Annotated in this window: 26 protein-coding genes and 1 pseudogene; 10 read left to right on the top strand and 17 right to left on the bottom strand. The window is 68.1% G+C overall.

From position 1 onward, the window contains the following. The first annotated feature begins 46 nt into the window (after positions 1 to 46). Both OHZ10_RS21685 and OHZ10_RS21680 read left to right on the top strand, forming a co-directional pair. Positions 47 to 1,018 (top strand): ornithine cyclodeaminase family protein, encoded by a 972-nt coding sequence (locus OHZ10_RS21685; RefSeq protein ID WP_342705756.1) that lies wholly within the window; start codon positions 47 to 49, stop codon positions 1,016 to 1,018. 23 nt (positions 1,019 to 1,041) lie between these two features. After that, positions 1,042 to 1,764 (top strand): HAD-IA family hydrolase, encoded by a 723-nt coding sequence (locus OHZ10_RS21680; RefSeq protein WP_342705755.1) that lies wholly within the window; start codon positions 1,042 to 1,044, stop codon positions 1,762 to 1,764. A gap of 36 nt (positions 1,765 to 1,800) precedes the next feature. Here the strand turns inward: OHZ10_RS21680 and OHZ10_RS21675 are convergent, their stop codons facing one another. Continuing rightward, the gene (locus OHZ10_RS21675; RefSeq protein ID WP_174992871.1) at positions 1,801 to 2,418 is read right to left on the bottom strand and encodes a glutathione S-transferase family protein; all 618 of its coding nucleotides are present in this window, start codon (positions 2,416 to 2,418) and stop codon (positions 1,801 to 1,803) included. Positions 2,419 to 2,508: 90 nt separating this feature from the next. Then, the gene (locus OHZ10_RS21670) at positions 2,509 to 2,877 is read right to left on the bottom strand and encodes a YciI family protein (protein WP_059237599.1); all 369 of its coding nucleotides are present in this window, start codon (positions 2,875 to 2,877) and stop codon (positions 2,509 to 2,511) included. An 81-nt stretch (positions 2,878 to 2,958) separates the two neighbouring features. Here OHZ10_RS21670 and OHZ10_RS21665 point away from each other — a divergent pair, with 81 nt between their 5' ends. The 4 genes from OHZ10_RS21665 to OHZ10_RS21650 all read left to right on the top strand — a co-directional run bounded on the left by OHZ10_RS21665 (position 2,959) and on the right by OHZ10_RS21650 (position 5,909). Next, the gene (locus OHZ10_RS21665) at positions 2,959 to 3,426 is read left to right on the top strand and encodes a MarR family transcriptional regulator (protein ID WP_342705754.1); all 468 of its coding nucleotides are present in this window, start codon (positions 2,959 to 2,961) and stop codon (positions 3,424 to 3,426) included. Between the two features lie 135 nt (positions 3,427 to 3,561). Next, positions 3,562 to 4,323, top strand: coding sequence for an isocitrate lyase/PEP mutase family protein (locus tag OHZ10_RS21660; protein WP_059237601.1), 762 nt, complete (start codon positions 3,562 to 3,564; stop codon positions 4,321 to 4,323). Positions 4,324 to 4,457: 134 nt separating this feature from the next. Continuing rightward, positions 4,458 to 5,015, top strand: coding sequence for a carboxymuconolactone decarboxylase family protein (locus OHZ10_RS21655; RefSeq protein ID WP_342705753.1), 558 nt, complete (start codon positions 4,458 to 4,460; stop codon positions 5,013 to 5,015). A 48-nt stretch (positions 5,016 to 5,063) separates the two neighbouring features. After that, the gene (locus tag OHZ10_RS21650) at positions 5,064 to 5,909 is read left to right on the top strand and encodes a helix-turn-helix domain-containing protein (RefSeq protein WP_256086747.1); all 846 of its coding nucleotides are present in this window, start codon (positions 5,064 to 5,066) and stop codon (positions 5,907 to 5,909) included. 30 nt (positions 5,910 to 5,939) lie between these two features. On the opposite strand, the gene OHZ10_RS21645 is transcribed toward OHZ10_RS21650, so the two are convergent. After that, positions 5,940 to 7,151 (bottom strand): MFS transporter, encoded by a 1,212-nt coding sequence (locus tag OHZ10_RS21645; protein WP_059237604.1) that lies wholly within the window; start codon positions 7,149 to 7,151, stop codon positions 5,940 to 5,942. Between the two features lie 70 nt (positions 7,152 to 7,221). Between OHZ10_RS21645 and OHZ10_RS21640 the strand changes: the two genes are divergently transcribed. Then, entirely contained in the window at positions 7,222 to 8,271 is a 1,050-nt protein-coding gene (locus OHZ10_RS21640) for an AraC family transcriptional regulator (protein WP_059237605.1), read from the top strand. A gap of 70 nt (positions 8,272 to 8,341) precedes the next feature. Here the strand turns inward: OHZ10_RS21640 and OHZ10_RS21635 are convergent, their stop codons facing one another. Together OHZ10_RS21635 and OHZ10_RS21630 are read right to left on the bottom strand one after the other, a co-directional pair. Then, a complete protein-coding gene (locus OHZ10_RS21635; protein ID WP_342705752.1) occupies positions 8,342 to 8,509 on the bottom strand; it encodes a hypothetical protein in 168 nt (55 codons plus the stop codon). 56 nt (positions 8,510 to 8,565) lie between these two features. Then, positions 8,566 to 10,455 (bottom strand): DUF3857 and transglutaminase domain-containing protein, encoded by a 1,890-nt coding sequence (locus OHZ10_RS21630; RefSeq protein WP_342705979.1) that lies wholly within the window; start codon positions 10,453 to 10,455, stop codon positions 8,566 to 8,568. Positions 10,456 to 10,821: 366 nt separating this feature from the next. Between OHZ10_RS21630 and OHZ10_RS21625 the strand changes: the two genes are divergently transcribed. The 3 genes from OHZ10_RS21625 to OHZ10_RS21615 all read left to right on the top strand — a co-directional run bounded on the left by OHZ10_RS21625 (position 10,822) and on the right by OHZ10_RS21615 (position 11,563). Next, on the top strand, positions 10,822 to 11,007 hold the full coding sequence (locus tag OHZ10_RS21625) for a hypothetical protein (protein WP_059237607.1): 186 nt from the start codon (positions 10,822 to 10,824) through the stop codon (positions 11,005 to 11,007). A 76-nt stretch (positions 11,008 to 11,083) separates the two neighbouring features. Beyond that, positions 11,084 to 11,359, top strand: coding sequence for a hypothetical protein (locus OHZ10_RS21620; protein WP_059237608.1), 276 nt, complete (start codon positions 11,084 to 11,086; stop codon positions 11,357 to 11,359). Between the two features lie 45 nt (positions 11,360 to 11,404). Next, the gene (locus OHZ10_RS21615; protein ID WP_174992876.1) at positions 11,405 to 11,563 is read left to right on the top strand and encodes a hypothetical protein; all 159 of its coding nucleotides are present in this window, start codon (positions 11,405 to 11,407) and stop codon (positions 11,561 to 11,563) included. A 118-nt stretch (positions 11,564 to 11,681) separates the two neighbouring features. Here the strand turns inward: OHZ10_RS21615 and OHZ10_RS21610 are convergent, their stop codons facing one another. From OHZ10_RS21610 to OHZ10_RS21555, 12 genes and pseudogenes are all read right to left on the bottom strand, one after another. After that, positions 11,682 to 12,002, bottom strand: a complete 321-nt coding sequence (locus OHZ10_RS21610) for a DUF1840 domain-containing protein (RefSeq protein ID WP_174992914.1) — start codon at positions 12,000 to 12,002, stop codon at positions 11,682 to 11,684. A gap of 308 nt (positions 12,003 to 12,310) precedes the next feature. Next, the gene (locus tag OHZ10_RS21605) at positions 12,311 to 12,787 is read right to left on the bottom strand and encodes a DUF3617 domain-containing protein (RefSeq protein ID WP_342705751.1); all 477 of its coding nucleotides are present in this window, start codon (positions 12,785 to 12,787) and stop codon (positions 12,311 to 12,313) included. Between the two features lie 158 nt (positions 12,788 to 12,945). Continuing rightward, positions 12,946 to 14,916 (bottom strand): APC family permease, encoded by a 1,971-nt coding sequence (locus tag OHZ10_RS21600; protein ID WP_059237610.1) that lies wholly within the window; start codon positions 14,914 to 14,916, stop codon positions 12,946 to 12,948. A 183-nt stretch (positions 14,917 to 15,099) separates the two neighbouring features. Next, positions 15,100 to 16,107, bottom strand: a pseudogene (locus tag OHZ10_RS21595) (glucokinase); the annotation flags it as partial. 39 nt (positions 16,108 to 16,146) lie between these two features. After that, positions 16,147 to 17,070, bottom strand: coding sequence for an aldo/keto reductase (locus OHZ10_RS21590; protein WP_342705750.1), 924 nt, complete (start codon positions 17,068 to 17,070; stop codon positions 16,147 to 16,149). 5 nt (positions 17,071 to 17,075) lie between these two features. Beyond that, the gene (locus tag OHZ10_RS21585; protein WP_226196981.1) at positions 17,076 to 18,494 is read right to left on the bottom strand and encodes a maltoporin; all 1,419 of its coding nucleotides are present in this window, start codon (positions 18,492 to 18,494) and stop codon (positions 17,076 to 17,078) included. Between the two features lie 148 nt (positions 18,495 to 18,642). Continuing rightward, on the bottom strand, positions 18,643 to 19,791 hold the full coding sequence (locus tag OHZ10_RS21580; RefSeq protein WP_174992880.1) for a Gfo/Idh/MocA family protein: 1,149 nt from the start codon (positions 19,789 to 19,791) through the stop codon (positions 18,643 to 18,645). Beyond that, positions 19,788 to 20,597 (bottom strand): ThuA domain-containing protein, encoded by an 810-nt coding sequence (locus OHZ10_RS21575; protein WP_059237614.1) that lies wholly within the window; start codon positions 20,595 to 20,597, stop codon positions 19,788 to 19,790. The genes OHZ10_RS21580 and OHZ10_RS21575 overlap by 4 nt, the downstream gene beginning before the upstream one ends. Before the next feature lie 98 nt (positions 20,598 to 20,695). Beyond that, on the bottom strand, positions 20,696 to 21,832 hold the full coding sequence (locus OHZ10_RS21570; protein ID WP_059237615.1) for an ABC transporter ATP-binding protein: 1,137 nt from the start codon (positions 21,830 to 21,832) through the stop codon (positions 20,696 to 20,698). A gap of 35 nt (positions 21,833 to 21,867) precedes the next feature. Continuing rightward, the gene (locus OHZ10_RS21565; RefSeq protein ID WP_059237616.1) at positions 21,868 to 22,698 is read right to left on the bottom strand and encodes a carbohydrate ABC transporter permease; all 831 of its coding nucleotides are present in this window, start codon (positions 22,696 to 22,698) and stop codon (positions 21,868 to 21,870) included. 1 nt (position 22,699) lies between these two features. Then, positions 22,700 to 23,635, bottom strand: a complete 936-nt coding sequence (locus OHZ10_RS21560; protein WP_342705749.1) for a sugar ABC transporter permease — start codon at positions 23,633 to 23,635, stop codon at positions 22,700 to 22,702. Between the two features lie 89 nt (positions 23,636 to 23,724). Next, on the bottom strand, positions 23,725 to 24,993 hold the full coding sequence (locus OHZ10_RS21555; protein WP_342705748.1) for an ABC transporter substrate-binding protein: 1,269 nt from the start codon (positions 24,991 to 24,993) through the stop codon (positions 23,725 to 23,727). Positions 24,994 to 25,034: the final 41 nt, after the last annotated feature.

Below are 25,034 nucleotides of genomic sequence, written 5' to 3'. Positions count from 1 at the left end.
TTTAAAAACCTTCGATTCGTCTTGCGCCGAAAAGGCGCTCCCGACCATGCCGACAGACGCCCGACTCCTGCTTCTCGACCACGATGCCGTCGCGCCCGCCCTTCAGGCCGGACAAGTCATGACGGCGGTCCGCGAAGCCTTCGTGCTGCACCGTCGGCGGGCCGGACGCGTATTCCCGGTGGTGCGCGAGAAGCTGCACACCGGCGGCGTGTTCGGCATCAAGTCGGGCGACGTCGCCGGCCAGGATCTGCTCGGTTTCAAGGCGGCCGGGTTCTGGCCGGGCAACCGGCGCGTCGGCGGCGAGCCGCATCAGGCCACCGTCGCACTGTTCGATCCGGCGACGGGCCGCCCGCTGTGCATCATGGACGGCAACGCGATCACCACCGCGCGGACCGGCGCAGCCGGCGGCCTCGGGCTGCAACAGCTCGCCCGCCCCGACAGCACGCGAATCTGCGTGTTCGGCACGGGCGTGCAGGCGCGCGTCCAGCTCGACTACGCGCTGAGCCTGCTGCCGCAGCGGTGCACGGTGCGGTACGTGAACGTCAGCGGCGAGCCGGACCCGGAGTTCGAATCGGCCTTCCTGGAGCGATGCACGATCAGCGTGGCGCGCGACCGGAACGACACGGTGGCCAGCAGCGACGTGGTCATCACGGCAACACCCGGCGGCGGTGCGTTGTTCGATGCGGCCGCGGTTCAGCCGGGCACCCATCTGACTTGCGTGGGCGCCGATACCGCAGGCAAGCGCGAGCTGCCGGCCGGCGTGCTGGAACGCGCGCGCATTTTCGTGGACGATCACGACCAGGCGCGCCGCATCGGCGAGTGCCAGTGGGCGCCGGATTTGCCGCGCACGGAAATCGGTGACATCCTCGCCGGTGCGGCGTCGGTCGACCGTGCCGCGCACGACATCACCGTGTTCGACATGACGGGGCTCGCGCTTCAGGACCTGACCGTCGCACGCTTCCTGTATCGGCACGCCCTCGACAACGGCACCGGAACCTCCGTTCCGTGGCCCTGGTAAGCAACCCTCCTCTTTCAACCGCCATGCGTCTCGCCAAAGTTTCCGCCGTCTCGTTCGATCTCGACGACACCCTGTGGCCGTTCGGGCCTTCCGTCATACGAGCCGAGGCGCTGCTGCGCGCATGGTTGATCGAGCACGCGCCCAATACCGGGCGTGTGCTGCCCACGCAACAGGCATTGAGCGAGCTCCGTGAGGAATACGAACGGCTGCGCCCGGACCTCGCCGGCGATTTTCGCGCGATGAGAATCGGCTCGATCCAGCTGGCGCTGGCGCGCGCGAACGAAGATGTCGCGTTGACCGACGCCGCGTACGACGTGTTCTATGCCGCGCGGAACCGCGTCGAATTCTATGAAGACGCATTGCCAGCACTCGCGTGGTTGAGCGCCCGTTTTCCGTTGATTGCCGTGACCAACGGCAACGCGGATCTCCGGCTGACCGGCGGCGGCGAATTCTTCCGCACGACGCTCAGCGCGCGCGCATTCGGCTTCGCGAAGCCGGAACCCGAGATCTTCCATGCGGCGGCGGACGCACTCGGCGTGCGTCCGGCCGAACTGCTGCACGTCGGCGACGACTTCCACCTCGATATCGTCGGCGCGCTGAATGCGGGGCTTCAGGCCGCATGGGTCGTTCGCGACCCGCGGCCGGCAACGGAACCCACCCCGCAGCAGGCCGCGACGCCGCACCTCAAACTGCGCGACCTGTCGATGCTGTGTCGCGCACTCGGCGGCCCCGACGACGTGTCGTGACCGCAACCGGGTGCGGCGCATGCCCGCATCGCGCCGTCACGCCGCCTTGCGTGCGTCCGCGATCCGCTGCGGCGCCTTCGGCCGCGCATACAGCCGCTCGAGATACGCGCGCAGTTGCGGGAACGGTTCGATCAGGTGGCATTCGCTCGCCCAGTCGATCAGGTAGACCGTCACGCAATCGGCCACCGTCAGCGAATCGCCGACGATGAAGTCGCGCCCTTCGAGATGCTTGTCGAGGATCGCGGCCATCGTCGTGAAATCCTCACGCGCCAGCTCGATATCGGCCGGCGAGCGCTTCTCCGGCGGATAGATGAACGAATGCCGCGTAATTCGCCACAGCGGCTGCTCGAGCTCCGTCACCGCGAACATGACCCACCGGTAGGCCTCCGCACGCAGCGCCGGGTCGGTGGGCAGCAGCCCTTTTTCCGGGTACTTGTCCGCGAGGTACAGCACGATTGCGGCCGACTCGGGAATCACGAGGTCGCCGTCCACCAGCACGGGCACCTTGCCGGCCGGGTTGAGGCGCAGGAACTCGGGCCGCCGGTGCTCGCCCTCGAGCAGATTGACCGACACGAATTCGAAGTCCGCATCCAGTTCCTTCAGCCCCCACAGCGCGCGTTGCGAACGCGTGCCGGCAAATCCGTAAAGCTTCATCGCCAATCTCCATCCAGAATGTCGGGAAAATATCCGCCTGCCGGCCACGGCGCATCGACGCGACGCGCGGCGCCCGGCACGACGGGTCGCTCACGCGCCGGGAATCGCCAGCACCGGCATCACGTCGATCGCCACGCCCGGGAACAGCGTGAAATGCGGATGGCCTTCGAACAGCGCGGCGGCCGCCTCGTGCGACGCCGCGCGCACGACCGTAAAGCCGCTCAGCGCGTTGGCCGTGTCCTTGATGCCGCCCGCGTCGATGGTCTTGGTCTTGCCGAGCGGCCCGCCCATCTCGACGATCGCGTCGCGATGACGGTCGACCCACGCATGCCATGCGGCAATGCCGTCCCGCTCGCGCGTGCGCCGCGCCTCCTCCGGAAGCGCCACCCACGCCTTCATGGCCGGACTATCCTTGGTCCCGAGAAATACGGCGAGATACAACTGCTGTTGAGCACTCATGCCTTCTCCTCCGATGACGGGCGCGGCGGGCTGCCGCGCCTCGACCTTGACAAGATAGGTTGATATCAACACAATTGCAACATGGCACGAAAAGAAACGCTTCCTTTCGAAACGACGCTGATGGTGCGCGATTGCTGCCTGTGCCTGCACATGCAGCGCGCGGCGCGCAATCTTGCGCGCATCTTCGACGATGCACTGCGCCCGCTCGACCTCACCAACGGCCAGTTCTCGCTGCTGATGTCGCTGAACCGGCCGCAACCGGCCTCGATGAAATCGGTCGCGTCGCTGCTCGCGATGGACCGCACCACGCTCACCGCCGCGCTCAAACCGCTCGAGCGGCGCGGTCTCGTGACGATCATCCAGGACCCGGACGACCGGCGCAGCCGCCTGCTCGAACTGACGCCGGCCGGCCACGACCTGCTGGCCGACGCGTTCCCGCTGTGGCAACAGACCCATGCCGACATCGAGCGCCCGTTCGCACCGGGCGAAGTCGATCAGTTGCGCGGCCAGTTGCGTGCGCTATCGGTCGATCCGGCGGCACGCGACTGAACCGGCGCGCGACCGGTTGCCGGTCTCCTGCCATTCCTTGTCAGTTGTCATCGTACGAATGCCTCACGGCGCCCGATTCGGTGGCAATATCGCTCGGCACGACAACCAATCCGGTCTTCACAAGGAGGAGCGAGCATGAGCAGCAACGAGAAAGGCGCGTATTTCCGGTCGCTACACCGCGCGGGCCAGCCGCTGGCGCTGTTCAACGTGTGGGATGCCGGCAGTGCGCGCACGGTCGCCGACGCGGGCGCCGTCGCACTGGCAACCGGCAGCTGGTCGGTCGCGGTGGCCAACGGTTTCGTCGACGGCGAGCAGATGCCGCGCGCGCTGATGATGGAGGTGCTCGAACGAATCACGCGCGCAACGGACCTGCCCGTCACCGTCGATCTCGAAAGCGGGTACGGCGAGCGGCCGGACGATGTCGGCGACACGATCACGCTGAGCATCCAGGCCGGCGCGATCGGCTGCAACCTCGAAGACAGTGTTCCGGCAACGGGCGAATTGCGTGACACCGAAGCAGCGGCAGCCCGGATCGCCGCGGCACGGCAGGCGGCCGATCGTGCGGGTGCCGACTACTTCATCAATGCGCGCACCGACGTGTTCTTCAAGGCAGCGGCCGATACGCACGACGAACGCCTGCTCGACGCGACGCTGGCGCGCGCACGTGCGTATGCGGCAGCCGGGGCCGACGGCCTGTTCGTGCCGGGCCTTCGCTCGCCGGCGCTCATTCGCGCGCTGACGGCCGCGTCGCCGCTGCCCGTGAACGTGATGCGCGTCGCGGAAACGCCGACGCTCGCCGACTTCGCGGAATACGGCGTGGCGCGCATCAGCCACGGGCCCTATCCGTATCTGCAAGCGATGAAGACGCTGGCTTCGATGGTCAAGCAAGGCGGCTAGCGGATTCGCGGAGCGGTCGCGCGCCGGGTGTGCATCGAACGATTACATTGCATGTAATTGGCGCACGACACGCACGCTCTTACGCTTCGGGTGTCGCGCCGCCATTCCGGCGGCGCTCCTCGCCCGGGAACATCATGTCCGCCTTTCCGCTTCATACGATCGATTCCGCGCCGGCCGAATCGAAGCCCGCCCTCCGGCAGCTCCAGCACACCTTCGGCATCGTCCCGAACATCGCGGCAGCCATGGCCGCGTCGCCGGTGCTGATCAACGGCTTCATCGGCCTGTTCGAGCGCGTGCATGCCAGCAGCCTCACCGAGCCGCAGATCCAGACGCTGCTGCTCACCAACGCGGTGACGAACGCAAGCGAATGGCCGGTCGCGTTCCATACCGCGCTCGCGCTGAAACAGGGGGTGGCGCCCGCCGACGTCGATGCGATCCGGCGCGGCGATCTGCCCGCCGACGCGAAACTGGCCGCGCTGTCAGCCACGGCGCGCGCGCTGATCGACACGCGCGGCCACCTGGCCGACGCCGACCGGCAGTCGTTTCTCGACGCGGGATTCGGCGCCGGGCAGTTGCTGGAAGTGATCGCCGTCGTCGCCGCGTCGACGATCACGAACTACGTCGGCAGCGTCGCGCAGCCCGCGCTCGAAGCGCCGTTCGACGCATTCGCGTGGCATGCGCATGCCGCGTGAGTCCGATATAGTCGTTCGCGTCGATCACGGAACGATCAGGACCCTCCGATGAACGCCAGCCGCCGCGATCCGGACACGCCGCCGCACGAACTGGGCCAGTTGCTGCGCTACTGGCGCGACGTGCGCGGCGTGAGCCAGCTCGACCTGTCGCTCGACGCGGGCATCTCGCAGCGCCAGATCAGCTTCATCGAAAGCGGACGCAGCGTGCCGGGCCGCGACACGCTGCTGACGCTCGCGCAGGCGCTGGACGTGCCGCTGCGCGAGCGCAACGCGCTGCTGCTCGCGGCCGGCTATGCGCCGGTGTATTCGGAAGCGCCGTGGGATGCGCAGGAGATGCATGGCGTGATCCGCGCGCTCGAACGCGTCGTACGGCAGCACGAGCCGTTTCCGGCGATCGTGATGGACCGCCACTGGAACGTGTTGATGACCAACGATGCGGCGCCGCGCTTTTTCGGCTGCTTCATCGACATGGCTGCGCGCGAAGGCCCGCGCAACCTGCTGCGCCTGATGTTCGATCCGCACGGCATGCGGCCGTTCGTGGCCGACTGGGGCACCGTGTCGCGCAGCCTGCTGCAGCGCGTGCATCGCGAATCGGTCGGCCGCGTGCTCGACGACGAAACCCGGCAGTTGCTCGACGACCTGCTCGCCAGCCCCGATGCGCCGCGCGACTGGAACACGCCGCCGGCGCCGGCCGCCGCGCCGTCGCTGCCGGTCATCCCGATCGGCTTTATCCACGAAGGCGTCGTGCTGCGTTACTTCTCGTTGATCACGACGGTCGGTACGCCGCAAAGCGCGGCTGCGCAGGAACTGCGCATGGAGTGCATGTTTCCGGCCGACGACGCGACCGAAGCGCGTCACCGGCAACTGCTCGACGCGCACGCGCCGCTACGTTGAGCGGCGGGCCGGGCGGCCCGCCGGCATCCGTCATTCCGCCAGCGCGGACACCACGCCGACGCGCTTCGGCACGCCGGTCACGATCGTCGCGACCGCGACCGCCAGCACGACGGCCGCGCCGACGAACACGCCGGCCGCGCCGTTCGCGTCGAACACGACGCCACCGGCCGCCGCCCCCGTCGCGATCGCGAGCTGGATGGCCGCGACGATCAGCCCGCCCGCGCTCTCGGCCTCGTCGGGCACGGTGCGCGTGACCCACGTCGACCACGCGACCGGCACGCCACCGAACGCCATCCCCCACAACGCGACGAGCACCGCGTCGATCATCGGCGCACGGCCGAGCGCGACGAGCGCGATGCCGAGCACGACCATCAACGCGGGCATGCCGATCAGCATCGGCCGCAGCCGGTGTTCGAGCACGCGGCCGGCCAGCGACGTGCCGACGAAGTTCGCGATGCCGTAGCCGAGCAGGATCGCCGACAACCCGTTCACGCCGACACCTGCCACCTGTTCGAGGAACGGCCGCAGATACGTGAAGAACGCGAAATGCCCGGTGAACACGAGGATCGTCGCGAACATCCCGAGGCCGACGGTCGGCCGGCGCAGCACGTCGATCAGCGTACGCAGCCGCGTCGTGCCGCTCGGCGGCATCGACGGCAGCGTGAGGATCTGCGACACGAACGAGAGGCCGCCGAGCGCGGCCGCGATCAGGAACACGTTGCGCCAGCCGATCAGGTGGCCGAAGTAGCTGCCCATCGGCGCGGACGCGATCGTCGCGACCGCCACGCCGCTGAAGATGATCGACAGCGCGCGCGGCACCATCGACGTCGGCACGAGCCGCATCGCGGTGGCCGTCGCCATCGTCCAGAAGCCGCCGAGCGCGATGCCGAGCACGACGCGCCCGATCAGCAGCGTCGTCAGGTTCGGCGCGAACGCGACCGCCAGGTTCGACGCGACGAGCAGCACCGAGAACACGAGCAGCACGCGCCGCCGGTCGATCGTGCGCGTCAGCGCCGAGATCAGCAGGCTCGTGACGAGCGCGACCGTCGCGGTGGCCGTGACGGCTTGCCCGGCCACGCCTTCGGTCACGCCGAGGCTGTCGGCCATCGGCGTCAGCAGGCTCGCCGGCAGGAATTCGGCCGTGACGAGCCCGAACACGCCGAGCGCCATCGCGAATACCGCGCCCCAGGCCGGTTCGCGGGGGGCCGCCGTCGAGGCGGCCGAGGAGATTCCGGGATTCATGCGTGGTTCCGTGTCGGTTAGGGAAAGTACTGATGAGGGCGTATCGTAAGGAACCACGTCAGGACGGTCTATGACATACAATCCGTGCTTATTGATCGAACGTCCGAATCTCGATATGTCCGAGCCTCTTCTGCCCCCGATTCCCGATGTGCACGACCTCGTCAGCGAGCTGCTGCTGGGGATGCGCCTGAGCGGCGTGCAGTACCGCCGCATCCAGGTCGCGCGGCCGTTCGGGCTGAATTTCGGCCATGTGACGGGCCGCGCGCAGTTCCATTTCGTCGTGCGCGGGCCCGTGCTGCTGCGCGATGCGTCGGGCGAGACGATGCGGCTCGAGGCCGGCGACGCGATCCTGCTGCCGCACGGCCGCGTGCACGCGCTGGTGTCGGACGCGGATGCGCCGTGCCACGAACTCAACGGCTTCGAGGTCGCGAAGATCTGCGATACGGTCGCGTCGGTGGCATCGGCCGGTGCGTCGCCGGCCCGTTGCGCGACGACCGAGCCGGGCGCCGGCGATGCGCTGATCTTCAGCGCGTGCATGGAACTCGATCTCGGCGGCATGCAGCCGCTGGTCGGCACGATGCCCGAGTTCATGCATGTGGGCACGCTGCTCGCGCGCTACCCGGAAATCCGCCCGATGCTCGACGCGATGGAGCGCGAAGCATGCACGGCGCGCGCGGGCTTCGCGGGCATTCTCGCGCGGCTCGCGGATGTGGTCGCGGCGTTCATCGTGCGCGGCTGGGTCGAGTGCGGATGCGGCGACGCGACGGGCTGGGTGCAGGCGCTGCGCGAGCCGAAGCTCGGCCGCGCGATCGTCGCGCTGCATCGCGACCCCGGTCGCAACTGGAGCGTCGCGGAACTCGCGACCGAAGCGGGCGTGTCGCGCTCGGTGTTCGCCGAACGGTTTCTCGCGGCGACCGGGATGACGCCCGTGCGCTACCTGACCGAGCTGCGGATGCGGCTCGCCGCGCAGTGGATCGCGCGCGACCGCGAGACGATCGAAGCCGTCGCGTACCGGCTCGGCTACGGCTCGCTGGCCGCGTTCAGCCGTGCGTTCAAGCGCGTGGTCGGCAAGCCGCCGGGTGCGGTGCGCGCGGACGGCGAGGTGCGCGTCGAAGCATGATGCGTCGCGCGTGAGGCTCGCGACGGCCGCCAGGCGTCGCTCAAGTCACCGCCACGCACGATGGCAGCGCTCAGCCGCTGCGCGCTTCCAGCCGGTCGACCAGCGCCGTCGCGCACTGCACGGCAAGCGCCGCGCAGTGCTCCGCATCGACGACCGCGCCGCTCGCCACGGTGCCTTGCACGATCCGGCCCAGCACTTCCTTCGAGAGATCGGCGATCTCGTGATCCCGTTCCGTCATGATGTCCCTCCTGCGCGTCGACCGATCGCATCGATGCGCTCACTTCCCCTGCCCGTTCAGCGCCCTTTCGCCCGCACGACGATCTGCGCCTGCGTGTCGCGTTCGATGCGCTCGAGCGACACGCGCAGCGCCGTGAATTCGTCCGGCGTACACACCTGGCGGCCGAAATTCGCCGTCATCCGCCGCGTGACCTGCACGACACGCGCGGCGTCGTCGAAAACGTAATGCGACGTGAAGTCGACGAAGCGGTCGTGCACGGCCGTATCGGCCGGCAGGTCGGTCACCGCGACGTCGGCCGGCAGCGCGATCTCGCCGGTTTCGTCGAACGTGCCGCCGATGCAGCCCCACGGCTGCGTGCGCACGGGTTCGGCCAGCCAGCCTTCAACCTGCGTCGCGATGCCGCCCGTCAGGCTCGACAGCGCGGGTAACGCGGTCGTGCCGTCGGGCCACACGAAATGGTCGAGCGTGCCCGACATCGTCACATCGAATGGCCCGTCGGTCACGTGCCGGTCGCTGGTCGACAGTTGCGCGCGGCCGCGCAAGCCGCTTTGCCGCAGACGGTTGTTCGCGAGCTGCGCGATGAGGTCGGGCGTCGCGCGGCGAAACAGGTTGCGTTCGAGTTCGGCCGTCCAGCCGTCGTCCTCGATGTACGCATGAAAACGCGTGGCCCCCGGCCCGGCGGCATCGATCTCGACCCGCGCGATGCGCCCGCGCGGCTGCGTGGCCGGCGTGCGCGACAGTACGCCCGTGTCGACGAGCAGCGCGGGACGGTCCATCACGATCGGCGGCAGATAACCGAACGCGATGCCGGCCGTCGTCGTGTCCGCGTAGAGCGCGAGATCGGGCAGCCACGTGATCGCGTGATTGATCGCACCGCCGCCGTAGCCGGGCACCGACGGCAGCGTGTAGACGGACCCGAGATTGAGCAGCACCGGCTCGCTGCGGATGCCGACCGCCGCGAGCAGCGCGCCGAACAACGCGACATGATCCTTGCAGTCGCCGTAGCGGTTGCGCAGGATGTCCGTCACGCGATGCGGCGCGGCGGCCGTTTCACCGAGAAACAACCCGACGTAGCGGATGTTCGCCTGCACCCAGTCGTACAGGATGCGCGCCTTGTCGCGCGGATCGGCAACGCCCGCGGTGAGTGCGCGCGCCAGCCGCTCGACGGCCGGATCGTCCGCGGCCGGATCGACGGCCGCGTTGCGGTAGCGCGCGGCGAACGCCGCGTAGTCGGGCAGCGTCGACACGACGAGCCGGTCGCCGTAGGTCGGGTAGCCGACCGCGCCGCTCTCGATGCGGTCGTACGGGCCGTGCCGGTAGTCGAACGCGTAGCGCGTGCGGCCGTTCGCGGTGACCGGCGGCAGCGCGACGTAGCCGCGCGCATCCGCGTACAGCGGCATGTCGGCCGGCACGTCGAAGATCAGCCGCTGGCTGTCGACCGGCTCGCGCGACGGCTCGACCGTGTAGCCGAAGTAGCCGCGGTTGACCGGCTTCGTGCGGGTCTTGCGGAACGCCACGCGCGTGCTCGACCCGGCTTCGACGCCGAGAAATACGACGGTGCGCAACAGCCCGTCCTGGAACGTCGGCGCGCCGGCCGAGCGCGGCTCCTGCACGTCGCGGATGCCGCCCGCGTCGACCGGATGCGCGACACCGTCGCGGTCGATCGTCTCGGCGGCGAGCAGGTCCACCTTCTCGAGGTTCTTGTCGAACCACACGTAGCGCTGCGCGATTGCATCGATACCGTTCGCGTTGTTCGCGCGCAGCGTCGAATCGTCGTGCTCGTCGAGCGAACCGTCGTGCTGGATCACGAATTCGTGGACATCGCTGACGACGGTGACGGGCGCGTCGCTGCCCGTGTCGAGCGTATCGGCCACAGCCGCTCCCGCGCCAAATGCAACCGCGCAGATCAGCAGGCAGCCAGTCCATCGGGAAGAAAAATGCACCACGTCGAAGCTCTCCGCGCGTTCGCGGCTGGACGCCTGGGCCGCGCACCGGTGCGGGGACATGCCACACGTGACGCGCACATGACAGGCCCCGCGCCGCCTGCCCGTCGTGCGACCCAGTGTGGGTGACGTGCCGCCGAGCGTCAAGCCGTCCGGCCGGAAGCCGTCACGCGCCGCATCCGGCCGGACACGGCGACACTCCACGCCGCTCGGCCCCCGAATATCGCCGCCCGACAACCGCTTCCGCGTACGAGCGGCATTTGTATCATGTCGTGATATATAATTGATTCAGGAACATCCGGCGTACGACGTCGGCTGCGCAGGCAAAGCACAGCCGAACGCGACCCGCCGACATGGGAAGGAGACATCATGCTGATCAACAACGATTTCGAAATCGGGTACCTCGTGATCGCGTTCGCGCTGCTGGGCGTGATCCTGTTCGGCGCGCTGCTGACGGCGCTGCATCTCGAACGGTGGCACCCGAAACTGGTCGGCGCCGCACTCGGCGCGCTGCTCGGCATCGTGCTGATCGAAGCGATGCCGATGCTCACGTGACCACGCCCCGGCGCCCATTCGTCCGATCACGCACCACGCGGGGTCGGAACGGCCGGCGCCCGGCGCGGAGACCGTCATGGCGTCGCCGCTCTGCCTGACCTATCGCCAGTGCGCGATCCGCGCGGTTGCGCTCGTCGACCCGATGGCCGGCGAAGGGCTCGAGCTCGGCGCGCTGTACCAGCCGCTCGCCGTTGTGTACTGGCGCGATGCGCGCGGCTGCCACGAAACGCATCTGCTCGATCCGAAGCATCACGTGTTTCGCAACGACTCGGACGCGCTCCGGATTTCGATCGCGCTGGCCAAGCGCTTCATCGACACGCAGCTCGCCGGCGCCTGCACGCCCGCCGGCTGACGCCCGGTTGCGCATCCCTCGTCCCCCATCCTGCCCGGAGGCGACATGGAAAACGGTATCGTCCAGACCCTCGTGCTGCTCGCGGTCCTCGTGTTCGCGGTGCTGTTCTTCGCGGCCCAACGCGGCCGCGACCGCACGCGCGACAGACTGCTGCACAGGTCCGCGCGGCGCTCGTCGCGCTCGCATACGCATCATCATTCGTAATCGCGCCGGCGATCCCGCCACGCAAAAAAATCGGCCGACGGCACACGCGTCTTTCGACACGAAGCCGCCGGCCTTCCAGCGGAGGTCCGGTACCGCAGGCGGCACGCGCGCTGCGCGCCTACACGCCCCACATCACGTGCCGGCCCTGTTCGCGGGCCGCACGCATCATGTCCAGCAGCGGCCACGCGCGCTGCGCGAGCCCGCCCGCATGCGGCGACACGTCGTCGCGCAGCGCCTGCGTCGAATGCTCGTGTGCGCGTTCGCGCGCCGCATCGTCCCTGATGGCCTGTTCGAGCCGTGCGATCGCCTCAGGCAGTTCGTCGGTGGAAATCACGCCACGGACGTCGAGCCCCTTGCCGACCAGCCCGAGCAGATACTGCGCCAGATCGCGCAACATCACGATGTCGGGTGCGGCGGAAGAGCGAAACGTGATCAGCATCGTCATTTCCCCTTGTCGTGGCCGCGAACCGTACGGCGCATCGTGCCGCCGGTCGCGGCGAGGCCCCGTGGCCATCCCGCTGCGCGTGAGCGCCGCCCGTTCTTCTGAACCGGACGTTCGCCCCGCACGATGCGCGTCGCGCGGCCGGATTCGTGTGTGGCGTGGAGGCTGGATGACGCGAAGGCCTGCCTTGATTTTATATCACATTGTGATGTATTCAAGCATGCGGACCCTGAATGCCTGCAATCTTGCGGCAGGTTCACCGATGGGTACGGCACGCGCCATGCGATGCGCGCCGCTTCGCTCCGTTACTTGCAGTCGCCCACGCGCTTGCCGCGCCACGTCCACGCGAGCGTGTACGCGCCAGCCTGCGCATGCTGCCCGTGCAATTGCCCATTCAGGTCGTAGCTCGTCGGCGTGACGGCGCCCGTCACCGTGCCGTTGCCGCGCCCCTGTTCGTTCGCGCAGGACAGTGCGACCTTCAGCGTCGTGCCCGCGTAGTCCCAGTTCGTGATCGTGCAGCGGACGTTATCGCGCTGCAGGCGGGCGGCCATCGTCTTGCGCAGGTTCTTCGCGTCCGCGTCGCTCAGGCACTGGTCCGGCATCGGATCGGTGCCTTGCGGCAACGGCTTGCCGTTCAGCGTGTACTCGGTGTCGTCGTGCCAGATGCCCGGCGATACGGTCTGCGCAAGGGACGAGATGGCGAAGCCGGCGAGCACGGCGGCGGACAACGCGTGCGGGCCGTGGCGCAGGAAACGGGTGGCAGTCGTGGCGACGATCGTCATGAAGTCTCCCGGAAAGGATTTGTTGTTGATTCGAAGCGCGCGAATCTTATCAAATCTTTCCGGCGAAACCGGAGCATTGTTTCCTATTGCTTACGATCTGACGCGACACGTCAGATCGAATCGTTTTCATCGACCGGAGGAGCCGTTTCACGCGCCCGCTACCCGACGTTCATCGGCAACAACACCATCTGCTTGCCCTCGACGTGCAGGCGTGCCTGCAGCTCGACGGGCGTCTGGTTGTGCAGCCAGGCCGTGAGGAAATTCACGCGCCGGAAGATCAGCTTGCTCGCGAAGCACACGGCGTTCGGGTACTCGTCGAGCGTCGACGACGCGAGGTTCATGAACTCGACGACGGGGTTCGTGCCGAACGCGATCCGGTAGTCGGCCGCGATGCCGCTGCGACGGCAGTGCGCGACGTAGTAGTCCAGCGCTTCGGTGATCGAGTGACGCAGCCGTTCGAGATGTTCGTGCCCGTCGTATGCCTTCGCATCGACCTCGCCGACCGCGAGGAAGATCACGTTGCGGAAGTGCCCGGGAAACAGCCGGTTGACCCACAGCAGCGCGTGCATGCTCGCGCCGCGATGCTTGCCGACCAGCAGCACGGCCGTCGGTTGCGAAGGATCGGGCTTGCCCGGCGCGGTCGCCTCGTCGATTTCGGGCGGCTTGCCGGAGAACAACGCATCTTCCTTCGCGAGCTGCGCACGCGTATACGCATAGTGGCGGTTGATCATGAAGCACAGCGCGATCACCGCGCTCGTCACGAGCACCGTGAGCCAGCCGCCCGCCGTGAACTTCTCGATCAGCGTGATGACGAGCACGGTGGCCGTCACGCTCAGCCCGAGCGCCGACAGGAAGAAGTGCTTGAACCAGCCCTGCTGGCTGCGATGATGCCACCAGTACGTGCACAGCCCGAGCAGCGACATGCTGAACGTGAGGAACACGTTGATGCTGTACAGCACGACGAGCACGTCGACGTTGCCGTGCGTCCACAAGAGGATCAGCAGGCTCGACAGCCCGACGACGATGATGCCGTTCTGCCGCACGAGGCGCCCCGACAGGTCGCGGAAATGGCGCGGCACCCACGAATCCGACGCCATGTTCGACAGCACGGCCGGGCCGTCGAGGAAGCCCGTCTGCGCGCCGACCAGCAGCAGCCCGGCCTCGAACGCGAGCACGGCCGCGAGCAATGCGTGGCGCGCGAACGCCGAGCCGAGCCCAAGATGGTCGATCACGCTGCCGAACACGACTGCGTTGAGCGTCTCGCCGTCGACGGGCTTCGCGTGCCACAGCATGTACAGCAGGATGATGCCGCCGGCCGTGAACGCGAGCGACGTCGACATGTACCACATCGTCACCTTGCCGTTCGGCACGCGCGGATCGGCCAGCATGTTGACGTTGTTCGACACGGCCTCGAGGCCGGTATACGTGCCGCCGCCGAGCGAGAACGCGCGCATCAGCAACGCGAGCAGCACGAACAGGCCGAGCGACTGCGACATGCCGTGCGCTTCGTGCACCGCATCGGGCACCACCATCGCGAGGCTGCCGCCGTGCACGGCGACGCCGTACACGATCAGCCCGAAGTGCAGGATCACGAAGCCGATGAAGATCGGCAGCAGCACCATGATCGATTCGCGCATCCCGCGGAAATTGAGCCCCGTCATCATCAGGATCAGCACGATCTCGGTCGTGAGCTTGAACGCCTGCGCGCTGACCGGCAGCAGGCTGAAGAACGCATCGACACCGCTCGCGAGCGACGTCGCGACGGTCAGCACGTAGTCGACCAGCAGCGCCGCGCCCGATACCAGCCCCGGCTTCGACCCGAGCAGCGACGTCGCGACCCGGTAGCCGCCGCCGCCGGTCGGGAACAGCTCGATCACCTGGTTGTAGCCGAGCGCGATGATGAACACGGTCGCCGCCGTCGCGAGGGCGAGGAACAGCGCGAGCGCGTGGTGCTGGCCGAGCGCGAGAAACGCCTCCTCCGGGCCGTAGCACGACGACGACAGCCCGTCGGCGCCGAGCCCGACCCAGGCGAGCAGCGGCGTGACGGCGATCGCATGCCTCGTGCGCGGATCGAGCGGGTCGAGCGGCTTTCCGACGAGCAACTGCCACACCTTCTGGAATGCGGTCACGATTCCTCCGGAACGCACGACGCCTCGGCGACACTCCTCTAAAACTAAATGAGTTCCGGGACAACTTCCAGTCGGCGTATTCCATAGGGCGCGTCGTGCGAGGGGTTGCTTTCAACATGCCGACGCGTTGCAGACAGTCGCAATACAACCCTGCGAGCCGGACTCGCGTCAGCCGGCCTCGCCCAACGCGCGGGCGAGCAGGCGCGACACGCCGACGAAGGCCGGATGCGGCGCGGTGATCACGAAGGTCGGAATCTTCGCAAGATAACCGGCAAAGCGGCCCTTCGCCTCGAAGCGGGCTCGAAATGGCGATGCATCGAACAATACCCCGAGGCGCGGCACGACGCCCCCGCCGATATGGATGCCGCCGGTCGCGCCGAGCGTCAGCGCCAGATTGCCCGCGAACGTGCCGAGCATCCCGCAGAAGCAATCCAGGGTCGCCATGCAGCGTGCGTCGCCGGCGAGCGCGCGATCGATGATCGCGGCCGTATCGGCTGCGTCGGCCCGTGGCGCGTCGCAGCCATCGCGCGCAGCGAGCGCCGCGTGAATCACCGCGATGCCGGGCCCCGCGACCAGCCGCTCGAACGACACGTGCGGCCAGCGCGCCCGCGCGTACTGCAGCACGTCGGCCTCGCGTGCATCGGCGGGCGCGAACGACACATGCCCGCCCTCGCCGGACAACGGCACCCATCCATCGCCCGCGCGCACGAGCGCCGAGACGCCCAGCCCCGTTCCCGCGCCGAGCACGCCGATCGTACCCGCGGGCGCCGCGTGCCCGCCGCCGACCTGCCGCCGTTGTCCCGCTGGCAGATGCGGCACGGCCATCGCCAGCGCCGCGAAGTCGTTGAAGACATGCAGCGTGTTGAATCCGAGCGCGCGGCGCGTCGCGTCGATCGAGAAGCGCCAGTCATGATTGGTCATGCTGACCATGTCGCCGTCCACGGGATTGGCGATCGCGATCGCCGCGTTCCGCACCCGTGCGCCGCCCATGTCGCGCAGGAACGCGCGCACCGCATCGTCCATGCCGGCATGGGCGCTGCATCGATAGACGCGCACGTCGCCGATTCCGCCGAGCGCGGTCTCCAGCGCGAAGCGCGCATGCGTGCCGCCGATGTCCGCCAGCAAGCGGGGTTCGCCGGCGCGCACGCCGCGCGGCGCGACCGGGTCCCCGTTGAGGGTTGCTACGCTCATCCCATCTCCCGAATTGTCATCGTGTGTCGATCGCAATGGTCATGGCACCTCCACGCCGCGCGCCGCGTCCAGCAGTTCGAACCAGTGCTCGCGCCCGAGCGCGATGCCGGTCGCCGCTACCGCTTCGCGCAGCGCCGCGATCCGGCTCGACCCGACGATCGGCAGCGGCCGGCACGGCAGCGCGAGCAGCCACGCGAACAGCACCGTCGTCGCGGGTACGCCGAGCGCATCGCCGATCCGCGCCGCGCGCTCGCGCACCCGCGTCGCGGCAGGCGACGCCTCCGTCAGCAGCCGTCCGCCCGCGAGCGGCGACCACAGCATCGGGGGACAGCGCCAGCGCTGCGCCTGGTCGAACGTGCCGTCGTCGAGCGGCGCGAGATGCAGTAGCGAGCATTCGACCTGGTTCGTCGCGAGCGACATGCCGTGCGCCGCCATGCGGTCCTGCAGCAACGCAGCCTGCGCCGGCGTAAAGTTCGATACCCCGAACGCCCTCACCTTGCCGTCCCGCCGAAGCGCGGCGAAGGTCGCGGCGACTTCGTCGGCATCCATCAGCGGATCGGGACGATGCAGCAGCAACAGATCGAGCCGGTCGGTACGCAGCGCGCGCAGCGACTGCTCGACCGACGCGACGACATGCGCGGCGCGCGTGTCGTAGTGCTTGATGCCGTGCGCGGGCCGACGCGTGGACACGAGCCGGATCCCGCACTTCGTGATGATCTGCATCCGTTCGCGCAAGTGCGGCGCATCGGCCAGCACGTCGCCGAACAGGCCCTCGGCCATGTAGTCGCCATAGATGTCCGCATGGTCGAAGCTCGTCACGCCGAGTTCCAGCGCCGCCTCGATCAGCTCACGTCGCGCGCGGACCGACAACGCCCAGTCACCGATCCGCCACATCCCGAACACGATGCGCGAGAACGGCACGGCATCGGCCCCCATCGATATCGTCGTACAGCGTTCCGTCATCGCGCTCACCACCACCATTCGACTTGCGCGCCGACGGTCGAGCCCGTGCGCGACGTGCCGAAGATGCCCGTCGTCGACAGCGGATCGCCGGGCGCCGCCGCATCCTGCGCGGCCTGGTTCCAGCGCGCATACGTGTAGAACACGCGGAATTCCGGCCGCGACCAGAACGAGCGGTCCATCGCAAGCGTCAGCGCGACGCTCGCCTTCAGCAGCGTGCGCGTCGGGCCGCCGGACGGCGTTACGCGATCGTGCCCGAGGTCGCCCTGCAGCTTGATGTGCTGCGTGAACGCGTATACCGGCCGCACGCCCATCGATATCCAGGTCTGCGACCCGCCCGACGGCGCGATGTCGCGCTGGTAGATGCCGACCACCTGTCCGCTGAAGTCGCGCGTGGCCTGCCAGTCGAACGCGTCGAGTACGCGGACACTCTTGTAGCGGTTGTCGTTGGTCAGCGTTCCCGTGTAGCCCAGGCCCGTGCCCGGACCGACGCCGTACTGGAACGCGAGCTTGTTCTTGCCGCCGAGCAGGTTGGTCTGTATGTGCTGAACCGTGAACGACCAGCCGCCGTGCGCGTCCTGCAGCACGCCGCTCGTGTTCAGCACCGGCGCGCGGGCCGGGATGTACGACAGCCCGAACTGCAGTTCGCCGCCGGGGTTCGGGCGTACGCCCGACAGCTGCAGGTCGTGGCGCGTCGCGTAGTTGGGCTGGTCGATGTAATCCTCGCGGAACAACGCATAGCTGAGCTTCAGGCCGCCGCCGATCGGCACGTTCTCGATGCCCGCGCCGAGGCCGCTCGGGTTCCAGTAATAGAAGTCGTTCATGTGGACGTCGTTGCGCCGGTAGTAGATGCGCCCGAACCAGATCCGCATGTCGTCGAGCCCCGGAAGGTTCGTGAGCTGCACGTACGACTGCGGCAGGCGCACGCGGCCGTGATCGCCATTGAAGGTCGGCGCGCGATCGAGATCGTTGACGAGGCTCGCCATCCCCACCGCCGACAGCTGCATGCCGTTCGAGAACTTGTACAGCGTCTGGTCGATCTCCAGCTCGCTGTAAACCTGGCATTCGTTGCCGAGCCGGTATTTGCTCTGCGCACCCGGCAACTGGAAGCAGGCCTGCGAATGGCTGTCGCTGGTCCCGACACCGGCCCGCAGGTAGCCGTGAAACTGCGTCCACGGCGTCAGCTGGTTCCAGGCCGACGACGGCGTCGGCGTCGCCACGTTGGCGGGGCTCGTGTCGGCCGGTACGACGCCGGTGGCCTGCGAGAGGCCGCCCGGTGCGCTGTCCGCGGCGAGGGTCGTCGCCGGATCCGGCGCCGCGTGCAGCGCGGCCGATGCGACCGCGAGCGAGAAAGCGGCGGCGAGCCGCGTGAGCCTGAACGGGGTGCGTGCCGGGCCGCGCGCGACGCGGCCTGCTTCGTCGATCATGAACGTGTCTCCAAACGTTGTCAGTGCGTCGCGTGCGATGCGCGGCGTCATCGAATAGGTGTATGTGCTGCGTCGTCCGTCATGCTGCCGACGGGCCGGCGTGGCGGACGCTCCGCGCGCCGGCCCGGTACGAATCCAACCCGCGACGTCAGCCCGCGACGTCGAGGTCCACTACCGGCGACGCGTCGACGGCCGCCGGTCCCGGCGCGTGAATGCGGATAGGCTCGCCCGCGGCCGCGCTCGCATAGATCGCGTCGAGAATTTCCATCACGATCAGACCTTCTTCACCGGGGGCGGGATGCGGGACGTCGCACAGGATCGCTTCCGCGTAGTCGTACATCGCGGAATGCGCGCCCTCCGCGGGCGGATTCAGCCGCATGTCGAACTGCGCGCCGTTCTGCTCGATGAACACGTGCGCGTCGAACGTGTAGCCCTCGTTCAGGTTCTTCTGCAGCAGCCCCGCACGCGTGCCGAGCAGACGCGTTTCCATCAGCTCCGCTTCCTGGATGTTGGTCGCCCACGATGCCTCGAGCGCGAGCGTCGCGCCGTTGTCGAAACGGATCAGCGCGGCGGCGAGATCCTCGACGTCGAACGTCTTGCCCGCACGCGCCGCCAGTTCGCGCGCGATCGGATCGTAGGTGCTGCCCATCACCCACACGGGTTTCGGATAGCCCATCAGCCACAGCGCGAGATCGAGACGATGCACGCCGAGATCGATCAGCGGCCCGCCGCCCGCCAGCGCCTTCGTGCCGAACCAGCCGCCGAATCCGGGCATCCCGCGCCGGCGATGCCAGACCGTGCGCCCGAAATAGAAATCGCCGAACAGGCCGCTGTCGACCTGCGCCTTCAGCGCGCGCGACTGCGCGCTGAAGCGGTACGAGAAATTGATCATCAGCCGCTTGCCGGCGCGATGCGCGGCGATCAGCATGTCACGCCCCTCGTCCGCGTTCATCGCCATCGGTTTCTCGCACAGCACGTGGCAGCCGGCGTCGAACGCGGCGAGCGTCAGCTCGCGATGGAACTTGTTCGGCGTGCACACGCTGACGACGTCCAGTTTCTCCGCCGCGAACATCGCGTCGGCCGACGCGTAGCGCGCATCGATGCCGAGCGCGTCGCCGACCTTCGCGAGCCGCTTCGCATCGGGGTCGGCAATCGCAACCACGTCGACATCGGGATGCTCGCGCCAGCCTTCGATATGCTTGCGGCCGATCCCGAGCCCGATCACGCCCACGCGCAGGCGACGGCCGCGCGCAATCGCCGCCGCTTCCGGCAGTTCCACCTTGTAGTCGTCGTTCATGCGAGGTCTCCGGCGGTCTGCTGGATACCGACGTGCGCGAATTGCCCGCTCTTCTCGCTGAGCGTCTCGAGCGGCGGCGAGTTCGGGCAGCGGTCGGCCAGGTTCACGCGCGGCGCGGCCCACTGCACCGCGTTCGCGATCACACGCTGCACGTTGCGGTCGTGATAGGTCGGGTAGGCTTCGTGCCCGGGGCGGAAATAGAAGATCCGGCCGTGACCGCGCTCCCAGCAGCAGCCCGAACGGAACACCTCGCCGCCCTCGAACCACGAGATGAACACGGTGCTGTCCGGCTGCGGGATGTCGAAACGCTCGCCGTACATTTCCTCGTGCTGCAGCTCGAAGTACTCGCCGAGCCCGGCCGCGATCGGATGCGACGGCTCGACGACCCACAGCCGTTCCTTCTCCGCTGCCTCGCGCCACTTCAGCGAGCAGTTCGTGCCGAGCAGGCGGCGGAAGATCTTCGAGAAGTGCCCGGAATGCAGCACGATCAGGCCCATCCCTTCGAGCACGCGGCGCTGCACGCGCTCGACGATCTCGTCGGAGACTTTCGCGTGCGCCTTGTGCCCCCACCAGATCAGCACGTCGCACGCGGCAAGCCGCGCTTCGCTGAGGCCGTGCTCGGGCTCGTCGAGCGTCGCGGTGCCGATCTCGAGCGGCAATGCACCGTGGCCGAGCGCCGGCGTCTCGGCAAGCGCGCTGGCGATCACCCGGTGCAGGCCGTCGGGATAGATCGCGCGCACACCCGCGTTCTCCCGTTCGTGCTCGAACTCGTTCCATACGATCACTGAAAGTTTTTTATTTAGCATGACTATCCTTTATCGATGATTTGGCGCCAATTCGACAGCGGCCATGCGCCCTGACCGCCTGAAACCTGTGGCCGGATGTTCCGGGTGCCGCGCGCCGCTCAGGCGATCGCGAGCGCCGGTGCGGCAGGCTCGCGCGGCGTGCGTACCGCCGCGCGTCCGTCCGGATGAAACAGATGCGACGCGGCGGCCGGCAGATCGACGCGCAGGCGCTCGCCGACCCGCGCGCCGGCGGCATCGGTCTTCGCGACGATCGGCTGGTCGCACAGCGGCGTGTCGAGATACAGATAGGTGTGTTCGCCCATCTGCTCGACGTGCGCGACCTGACCCGCCACGGCGCCGGTACCGACCCGTACGTGTTCGGGGCGGATGCCGAGGGTCACGCCGGCGCCCGTCTCGAGGCCGTCGCCGGACACGTCGGCGCCGAGCGGATGGCCGCGGACCAGCACGCGAACCTCGCCGCTGCCGGCCGCCGCGACGCTTGCCGGCAGGAAGTTCATCGCGGGCGAGCCGATGAATCCGGCGACGAACTGGCTCGCCGGACGGTGATACAGGTCGAGCGGCGTGCCGATCTGCGCGACGCTGGCGATCCCGCTGCGCCCTTCGAGCGGCCGCAGCAGCACGATCTTGTCGGCGAGCGTCATCGCCTCGACCTGGTCGTGCGTCACGTAGATCATGCTGGTGCTGTCGAGGCTGCGGTGCAGCTTCGCGATCTCGACACGCGTCTTCACGCGCAGCGCCGCATCGAGGTTCGACAGCGGCTCGTCAAACAGGAACACTTTCGGCTTGCGGACGATCGCCCGGCCGATCGCGACGCGCTGCCGCTGGCCGCCGGACAGTGCGCCGGGCTTGCGTTCGAGCAGCTCGCCGAGGCGCAGCGATTCGGAAGCGAGCCGCACCCGCCGGTCGATCTCGTCTTTCGGCAAGCGCAGGTGACGCAGGCCGAAGGCCATGTTTTCGTAGACGGACATGTGCGGATAGAGCGCATAGCTCTGGAACACCATCGCGATGTCGCGCTGCGCGGGCGCAAACGTGTTGACGCAGCGGCCGTCGATCCATACGTCGCCCGCGCTCTGTTCCTCGAGACCGGCGACGATCCGCAGCAACGTGGACTTGCCGCAGCCCGACGGGCCGATGAAGACGCAGAACTCGCCCGGCTCGACCGTGAGATTCACGTCGCTGAGGATGGGGGTCGTGCCGAACTGCTTGCGAAGACCGCTCAACTTGATCTGACTCATGTTTTCCCTCTTGATCCTGTTCGGGCCGAGACGCGTCAACCCTTGACCGCACCGGCAGTCAGGCCGGAGACGATTTGCCGCTGAAACACCAGCACCAGCAGCACGAGCGGCACGGTGACGATGACCGACGCGGCCATGATGGTTCCCCACGGCAACTCGTAGCTGCTCGCGCCCGAGATCATCGTGATCGCGACGGGCACCGTGCGCTGGCTCGACGAGATCATGAAGGTCAGCGCGAACAGGAACTCGTTCCAGGCCGACACGAACGCGAGCAGCGACGTCGCGGCCAGTGCCGGCCGCAGCAGCGGCATGAAGATCCGGAAGATCAGCGTGAACACGCCGACGCCGTCGACGAGCGCCGCCTCCTCCAGCTCGCGCGGCAACTCGCGCATGAACGTGACGAGAATCCAGATCGTGAACGGCAGCGTGAAGATCAGGTCGGACAGTACGAGCGCGCCGAGGTGGTCGTACAGGCCAAGCGAGCGGACCAGCTCGAACAGGCCCGACAGGATCGCGACCTGCGGAAACATCGACACGCCGAGAATGCACATCATCAGCACGCCGCGCCCGCGGAACGACACGCGGCCGAGCGCATACGCGGCGAGCACCGACACGGCGAGCGACAGCGCGACCGCCCCGCCCGCGACGAGCGCCGAATTCAGCAGGTACGCGCCGAACGGCTGGTCGCGAAACAACTGGCGATAGTTGTCGAGCGACGGGCTCGCCGGGAACAGCGACGTGTCGAACAGCGCATCGCCATGCTTGATCGACGTACCGATCATGTAGACGAACGGGAACAGCGCGATCACCAGCACGAGCGCCGACAGCAGCCCGTGAATCGCGATATCGAGCGGATGCTTCTTCACGTCAAGCCTCCTGTATCCGGCGGCGGCTGACCGCCATGTAGCCGATGGTGAACAGCACGATCGTGACGAACAGCAACATCGCCGACGCCGACCCGAACCCGACCTGCTGGAAATCGATCAGCTGTTCGCGCACATAGATCGACATGCTTTTCGTGATCCGGCTGTTCGACGTCATCACATAGATCAGGTCGAACACGCGCAACGCGTCGAGCGAGCGGAAAATCATCGCGACCAGCACGCCCGGCAGGATCAGCGGCAGCGTCACCGAGCGGAACACGCGCCAGCGCGGCACGCCGTCGACACGCGCGGCCTCGTAGCAATCGCGCGGCACGGTCTGCAGCGCGGCGAGCATCAGCAGCGCCATGAACGGCGTGGTCTTCCACACATCGACGAGCACGATGGTCGGGAAGACGAGGCGCGCATCGGCGGTAAAAGCGAGCGGCTCCTGGATCGCGCCGATCGACATCAGCATCGCATTGACGATCCCGAACTGGTCGTTGAGCATCCAGCTCCAGATCTTCGCCGACACGACGGTCGGGATCGCCCACGGCACGAGCACGGCCGCGCGCAGCAGCGTCCGCAGCCGCGACGGCACGTCCAGCAGCAGCGCGACGCCGAGGCCGGTGGCCGTCTCGAGCACGACCGACACGACGGCGAACAGCACGGTATTGCCGACGGCCTGCCACCACGCCGGGTCGCGCAGCACGCCCGCTGCGCCGAGATAGTTGTCGAGGCCGACGAAATGACGCTGCGACAGGTCGGACAGTTGCGCGTCGGTCAGGCTGAACCACGCCGTGCGCAGCAACGGCCAGCCGGCAATGGCCGCCAGCGTGAGCAACGCGGGCGCCACCAGCAGCCACGCCTGGCGCCGGCGTGCGCGGGCAAGCCCGGCCCGGGCCCGCACGGGTGCCTGCACGAATGCAGGAGTGCTACTCATTTCGATGCTTCCGGTTCTCATTCGATGTCTCCTGTCAGGCCGGCGCCCTGCGGAAGCCGGCCCGATCGATCAATCGCGCGCCGCGGCGCTCAGTGCCAGCTGCCGCCCGGCGCGAGCCGGTTGAGCGTGGCGGCGAGCCGCGCGAGCGCGCCCGCCGCGGTGTCGCTACCGGCGAGCACGTCGTGCGCGGCATTCCAGAACTGGTTGCTGACCTGGTTGTACTTCGCGCCGGTCACGGTCGACGGCCGCGCGACCGCCGTGCTGAAGGTCGGCAGCAGATCGGCCATGAACGGGTTGGCCTGCAGGATGTCCTTGTCCCGGTAGAGCGCCGGCATCGTCGGGTTGTACGACCCCTGGATCGCCCGCAGCTTCTGCACGTCCGCGCTCGCCATGTACATCACGAGATCGGCGGCCAGTTTCGGGTTCGGCGAGTAGCGCGACACGGCGAGCTGCCATCCGCCCAGCGCGGCGGCCGGGCGGCCGTCGGCGCCGCCCTTCGGCAGCGGCGCGATGCCGACCTTGCCCTTGATAGGGCTGCCCGCGCGATTCGCGATCGCCCATGCGTACGGCCAGTTGCGCATGAACACCGCGTTGCCGGCCTGGAACACGCCGCGGGCTTCCTCCTCGCCGTAGTTCAGCACGGCCTTCGGGCTGATCGTGCCGACCCATTTCGCCGACTGCTCGAGCGCCTTGATCGCACCCGGGTTGTCGATCGTCACGCGGCCCTTGTCGTCGACCACCGTGCCGCCGTTGTAGCTGCTGACCCATTCGAGCGCATCGCAGGTCAGCCCTTCGTATGCGCGCCCTTGCCACACGTAGCCCCAGACCTTCTCGTTGCCGGCGGCGCGCTCGCCCGACTGGATCTTGCGCGCGGTGGCATCGAGTTCCTCCCACGTGGCGGGCACTTTCACGCGGTACTTGTCGAGCAGGTCCTTGCGGTAGTAAAGCAGCCCCGTATCGATGAACCACGGCATCGCGACCAGCTTGCCGTTCACCGTATCGTTCGCGACGATGCTCGGGAACGACTGGCTTTCCAGCCCCTTGCTGTACGGCTTCAGGTCGATCAGGTGGTTCGCGAGGATGCCCGGCCAGACCGTGTCGATCTGCATCACGTCGATCTTGTCGGAGCCGCCGCCGAGCAGTTGCTGATAGAGCGCCAGCGTTTCGCTCGAGTTATTGGGCATGCTGATGAACTCGACCTCGTTGCCGGTCTTCTCGGCCCACCGCTTCGCCGAGACCTGGCAAATGTCCTGGTCGACGCCGGCTGCGCCGCATGCGATCCGCAGCGTCGCCGCACCGGCACTGGCGGCCGTCATCGCGAGCGCCATCGTCAGCAAACCTGCCTTGAGCTTCATCATTCGGTGTCTCCAGTTTTTTTCGAATCGTTCGAATCGTGCGC

Source organism: Burkholderia arboris (assembly GCF_038723655.1).
GTDB classification, from domain to species: Bacteria; Pseudomonadota; Gammaproteobacteria; order Burkholderiales; family Burkholderiaceae; genus Burkholderia; species Burkholderia arboris.
This window is presented reverse-complemented; position numbering and strand designations above follow the sequence as displayed.

What these genes read in the sequence shown, in the direction of transcription:
- OHZ10_RS21685 (WP_342705756.1), top strand. Translation starts at nt 47, where the DNA reads ATGCCGACAGACGCCCGACTCCTGCTTCTCGACCACGATGCCGTCGCG.
- OHZ10_RS21680 (WP_342705755.1), top strand. Translation starts at nt 1,042, where the DNA reads ATGCGTCTCGCCAAAGTTTCCGCCGTCTCGTTCGATCTCGACGACACC.
- OHZ10_RS21675 (WP_174992871.1), bottom strand. Translation starts at nt 2,418, where the DNA reads ATGAAGCTTTACGGATTTGCCGGCACGCGTTCGCAACGCGCGCTGTGG.
- OHZ10_RS21670 (WP_059237599.1), bottom strand. Translation starts at nt 2,877, where the DNA reads ATGAGTGCTCAACAGCAGTTGTATCTCGCCGTATTTCTCGGGACCAAG.
- OHZ10_RS21665 (WP_342705754.1), top strand. Translation starts at nt 2,959, where the DNA reads ATGGCACGAAAAGAAACGCTTCCTTTCGAAACGACGCTGATGGTGCGC.
- OHZ10_RS21660 (WP_059237601.1), top strand. Translation starts at nt 3,562, where the DNA reads ATGAGCAGCAACGAGAAAGGCGCGTATTTCCGGTCGCTACACCGCGCG.
- OHZ10_RS21655 (WP_342705753.1), top strand. Translation starts at nt 4,458, where the DNA reads ATGTCCGCCTTTCCGCTTCATACGATCGATTCCGCGCCGGCCGAATCG.
- OHZ10_RS21650 (WP_256086747.1), top strand. Translation starts at nt 5,064, where the DNA reads ATGAACGCCAGCCGCCGCGATCCGGACACGCCGCCGCACGAACTGGGC.
- OHZ10_RS21645 (WP_059237604.1), bottom strand. Translation starts at nt 7,151, where the DNA reads ATGAATCCCGGAATCTCCTCGGCCGCCTCGACGGCGGCCCCCCGCGAA.
- OHZ10_RS21640 (WP_059237605.1), top strand. Translation starts at nt 7,222, where the DNA reads ATGACATACAATCCGTGCTTATTGATCGAACGTCCGAATCTCGATATG.
- OHZ10_RS21635 (WP_342705752.1), bottom strand. Translation starts at nt 8,509, where the DNA reads ATGACGGAACGGGATCACGAGATCGCCGATCTCTCGAAGGAAGTGCTG.
- OHZ10_RS21625 (WP_059237607.1), top strand. Translation starts at nt 10,822, where the DNA reads ATGCTGATCAACAACGATTTCGAAATCGGGTACCTCGTGATCGCGTTC.
- OHZ10_RS21620 (WP_059237608.1), top strand. Translation starts at nt 11,084, where the DNA reads ATGGCGTCGCCGCTCTGCCTGACCTATCGCCAGTGCGCGATCCGCGCG.
- OHZ10_RS21615 (WP_174992876.1), top strand. Translation starts at nt 11,405, where the DNA reads ATGGAAAACGGTATCGTCCAGACCCTCGTGCTGCTCGCGGTCCTCGTG.
- OHZ10_RS21610 (WP_174992914.1), bottom strand. Translation starts at nt 12,002, where the DNA reads ATGCTGATCACGTTTCGCTCTTCCGCCGCACCCGACATCGTGATGTTG.
- OHZ10_RS21605 (WP_342705751.1), bottom strand. Translation starts at nt 12,787, where the DNA reads ATGACGATCGTCGCCACGACTGCCACCCGTTTCCTGCGCCACGGCCCG.
- OHZ10_RS21590 (WP_342705750.1), bottom strand. Translation starts at nt 17,070, where the DNA reads ATGACGGAACGCTGTACGACGATATCGATGGGGGCCGATGCCGTGCCG.
- OHZ10_RS21585 (WP_226196981.1), bottom strand. Translation starts at nt 18,494, where the DNA reads ATGATCGACGAAGCAGGCCGCGTCGCGCGCGGCCCGGCACGCACCCCG.
- OHZ10_RS21580 (WP_174992880.1), bottom strand. Translation starts at nt 19,791, where the DNA reads ATGAACGACGACTACAAGGTGGAACTGCCGGAAGCGGCGGCGATTGCG.
- OHZ10_RS21575 (WP_059237614.1), bottom strand. Translation starts at nt 20,597, where the DNA reads ATGCTAAATAAAAAACTTTCAGTGATCGTATGGAACGAGTTCGAGCAC.
- OHZ10_RS21570 (WP_059237615.1), bottom strand. Translation starts at nt 21,832, where the DNA reads ATGAGTCAGATCAAGTTGAGCGGTCTTCGCAAGCAGTTCGGCACGACC.
- OHZ10_RS21560 (WP_342705749.1), bottom strand. Translation starts at nt 23,635, where the DNA reads ATGAGTAGCACTCCTGCATTCGTGCAGGCACCCGTGCGGGCCCGGGCC.
- OHZ10_RS21555 (WP_342705748.1), bottom strand. Translation starts at nt 24,993, where the DNA reads ATGATGAAGCTCAAGGCAGGTTTGCTGACGATGGCGCTCGCGATGACG.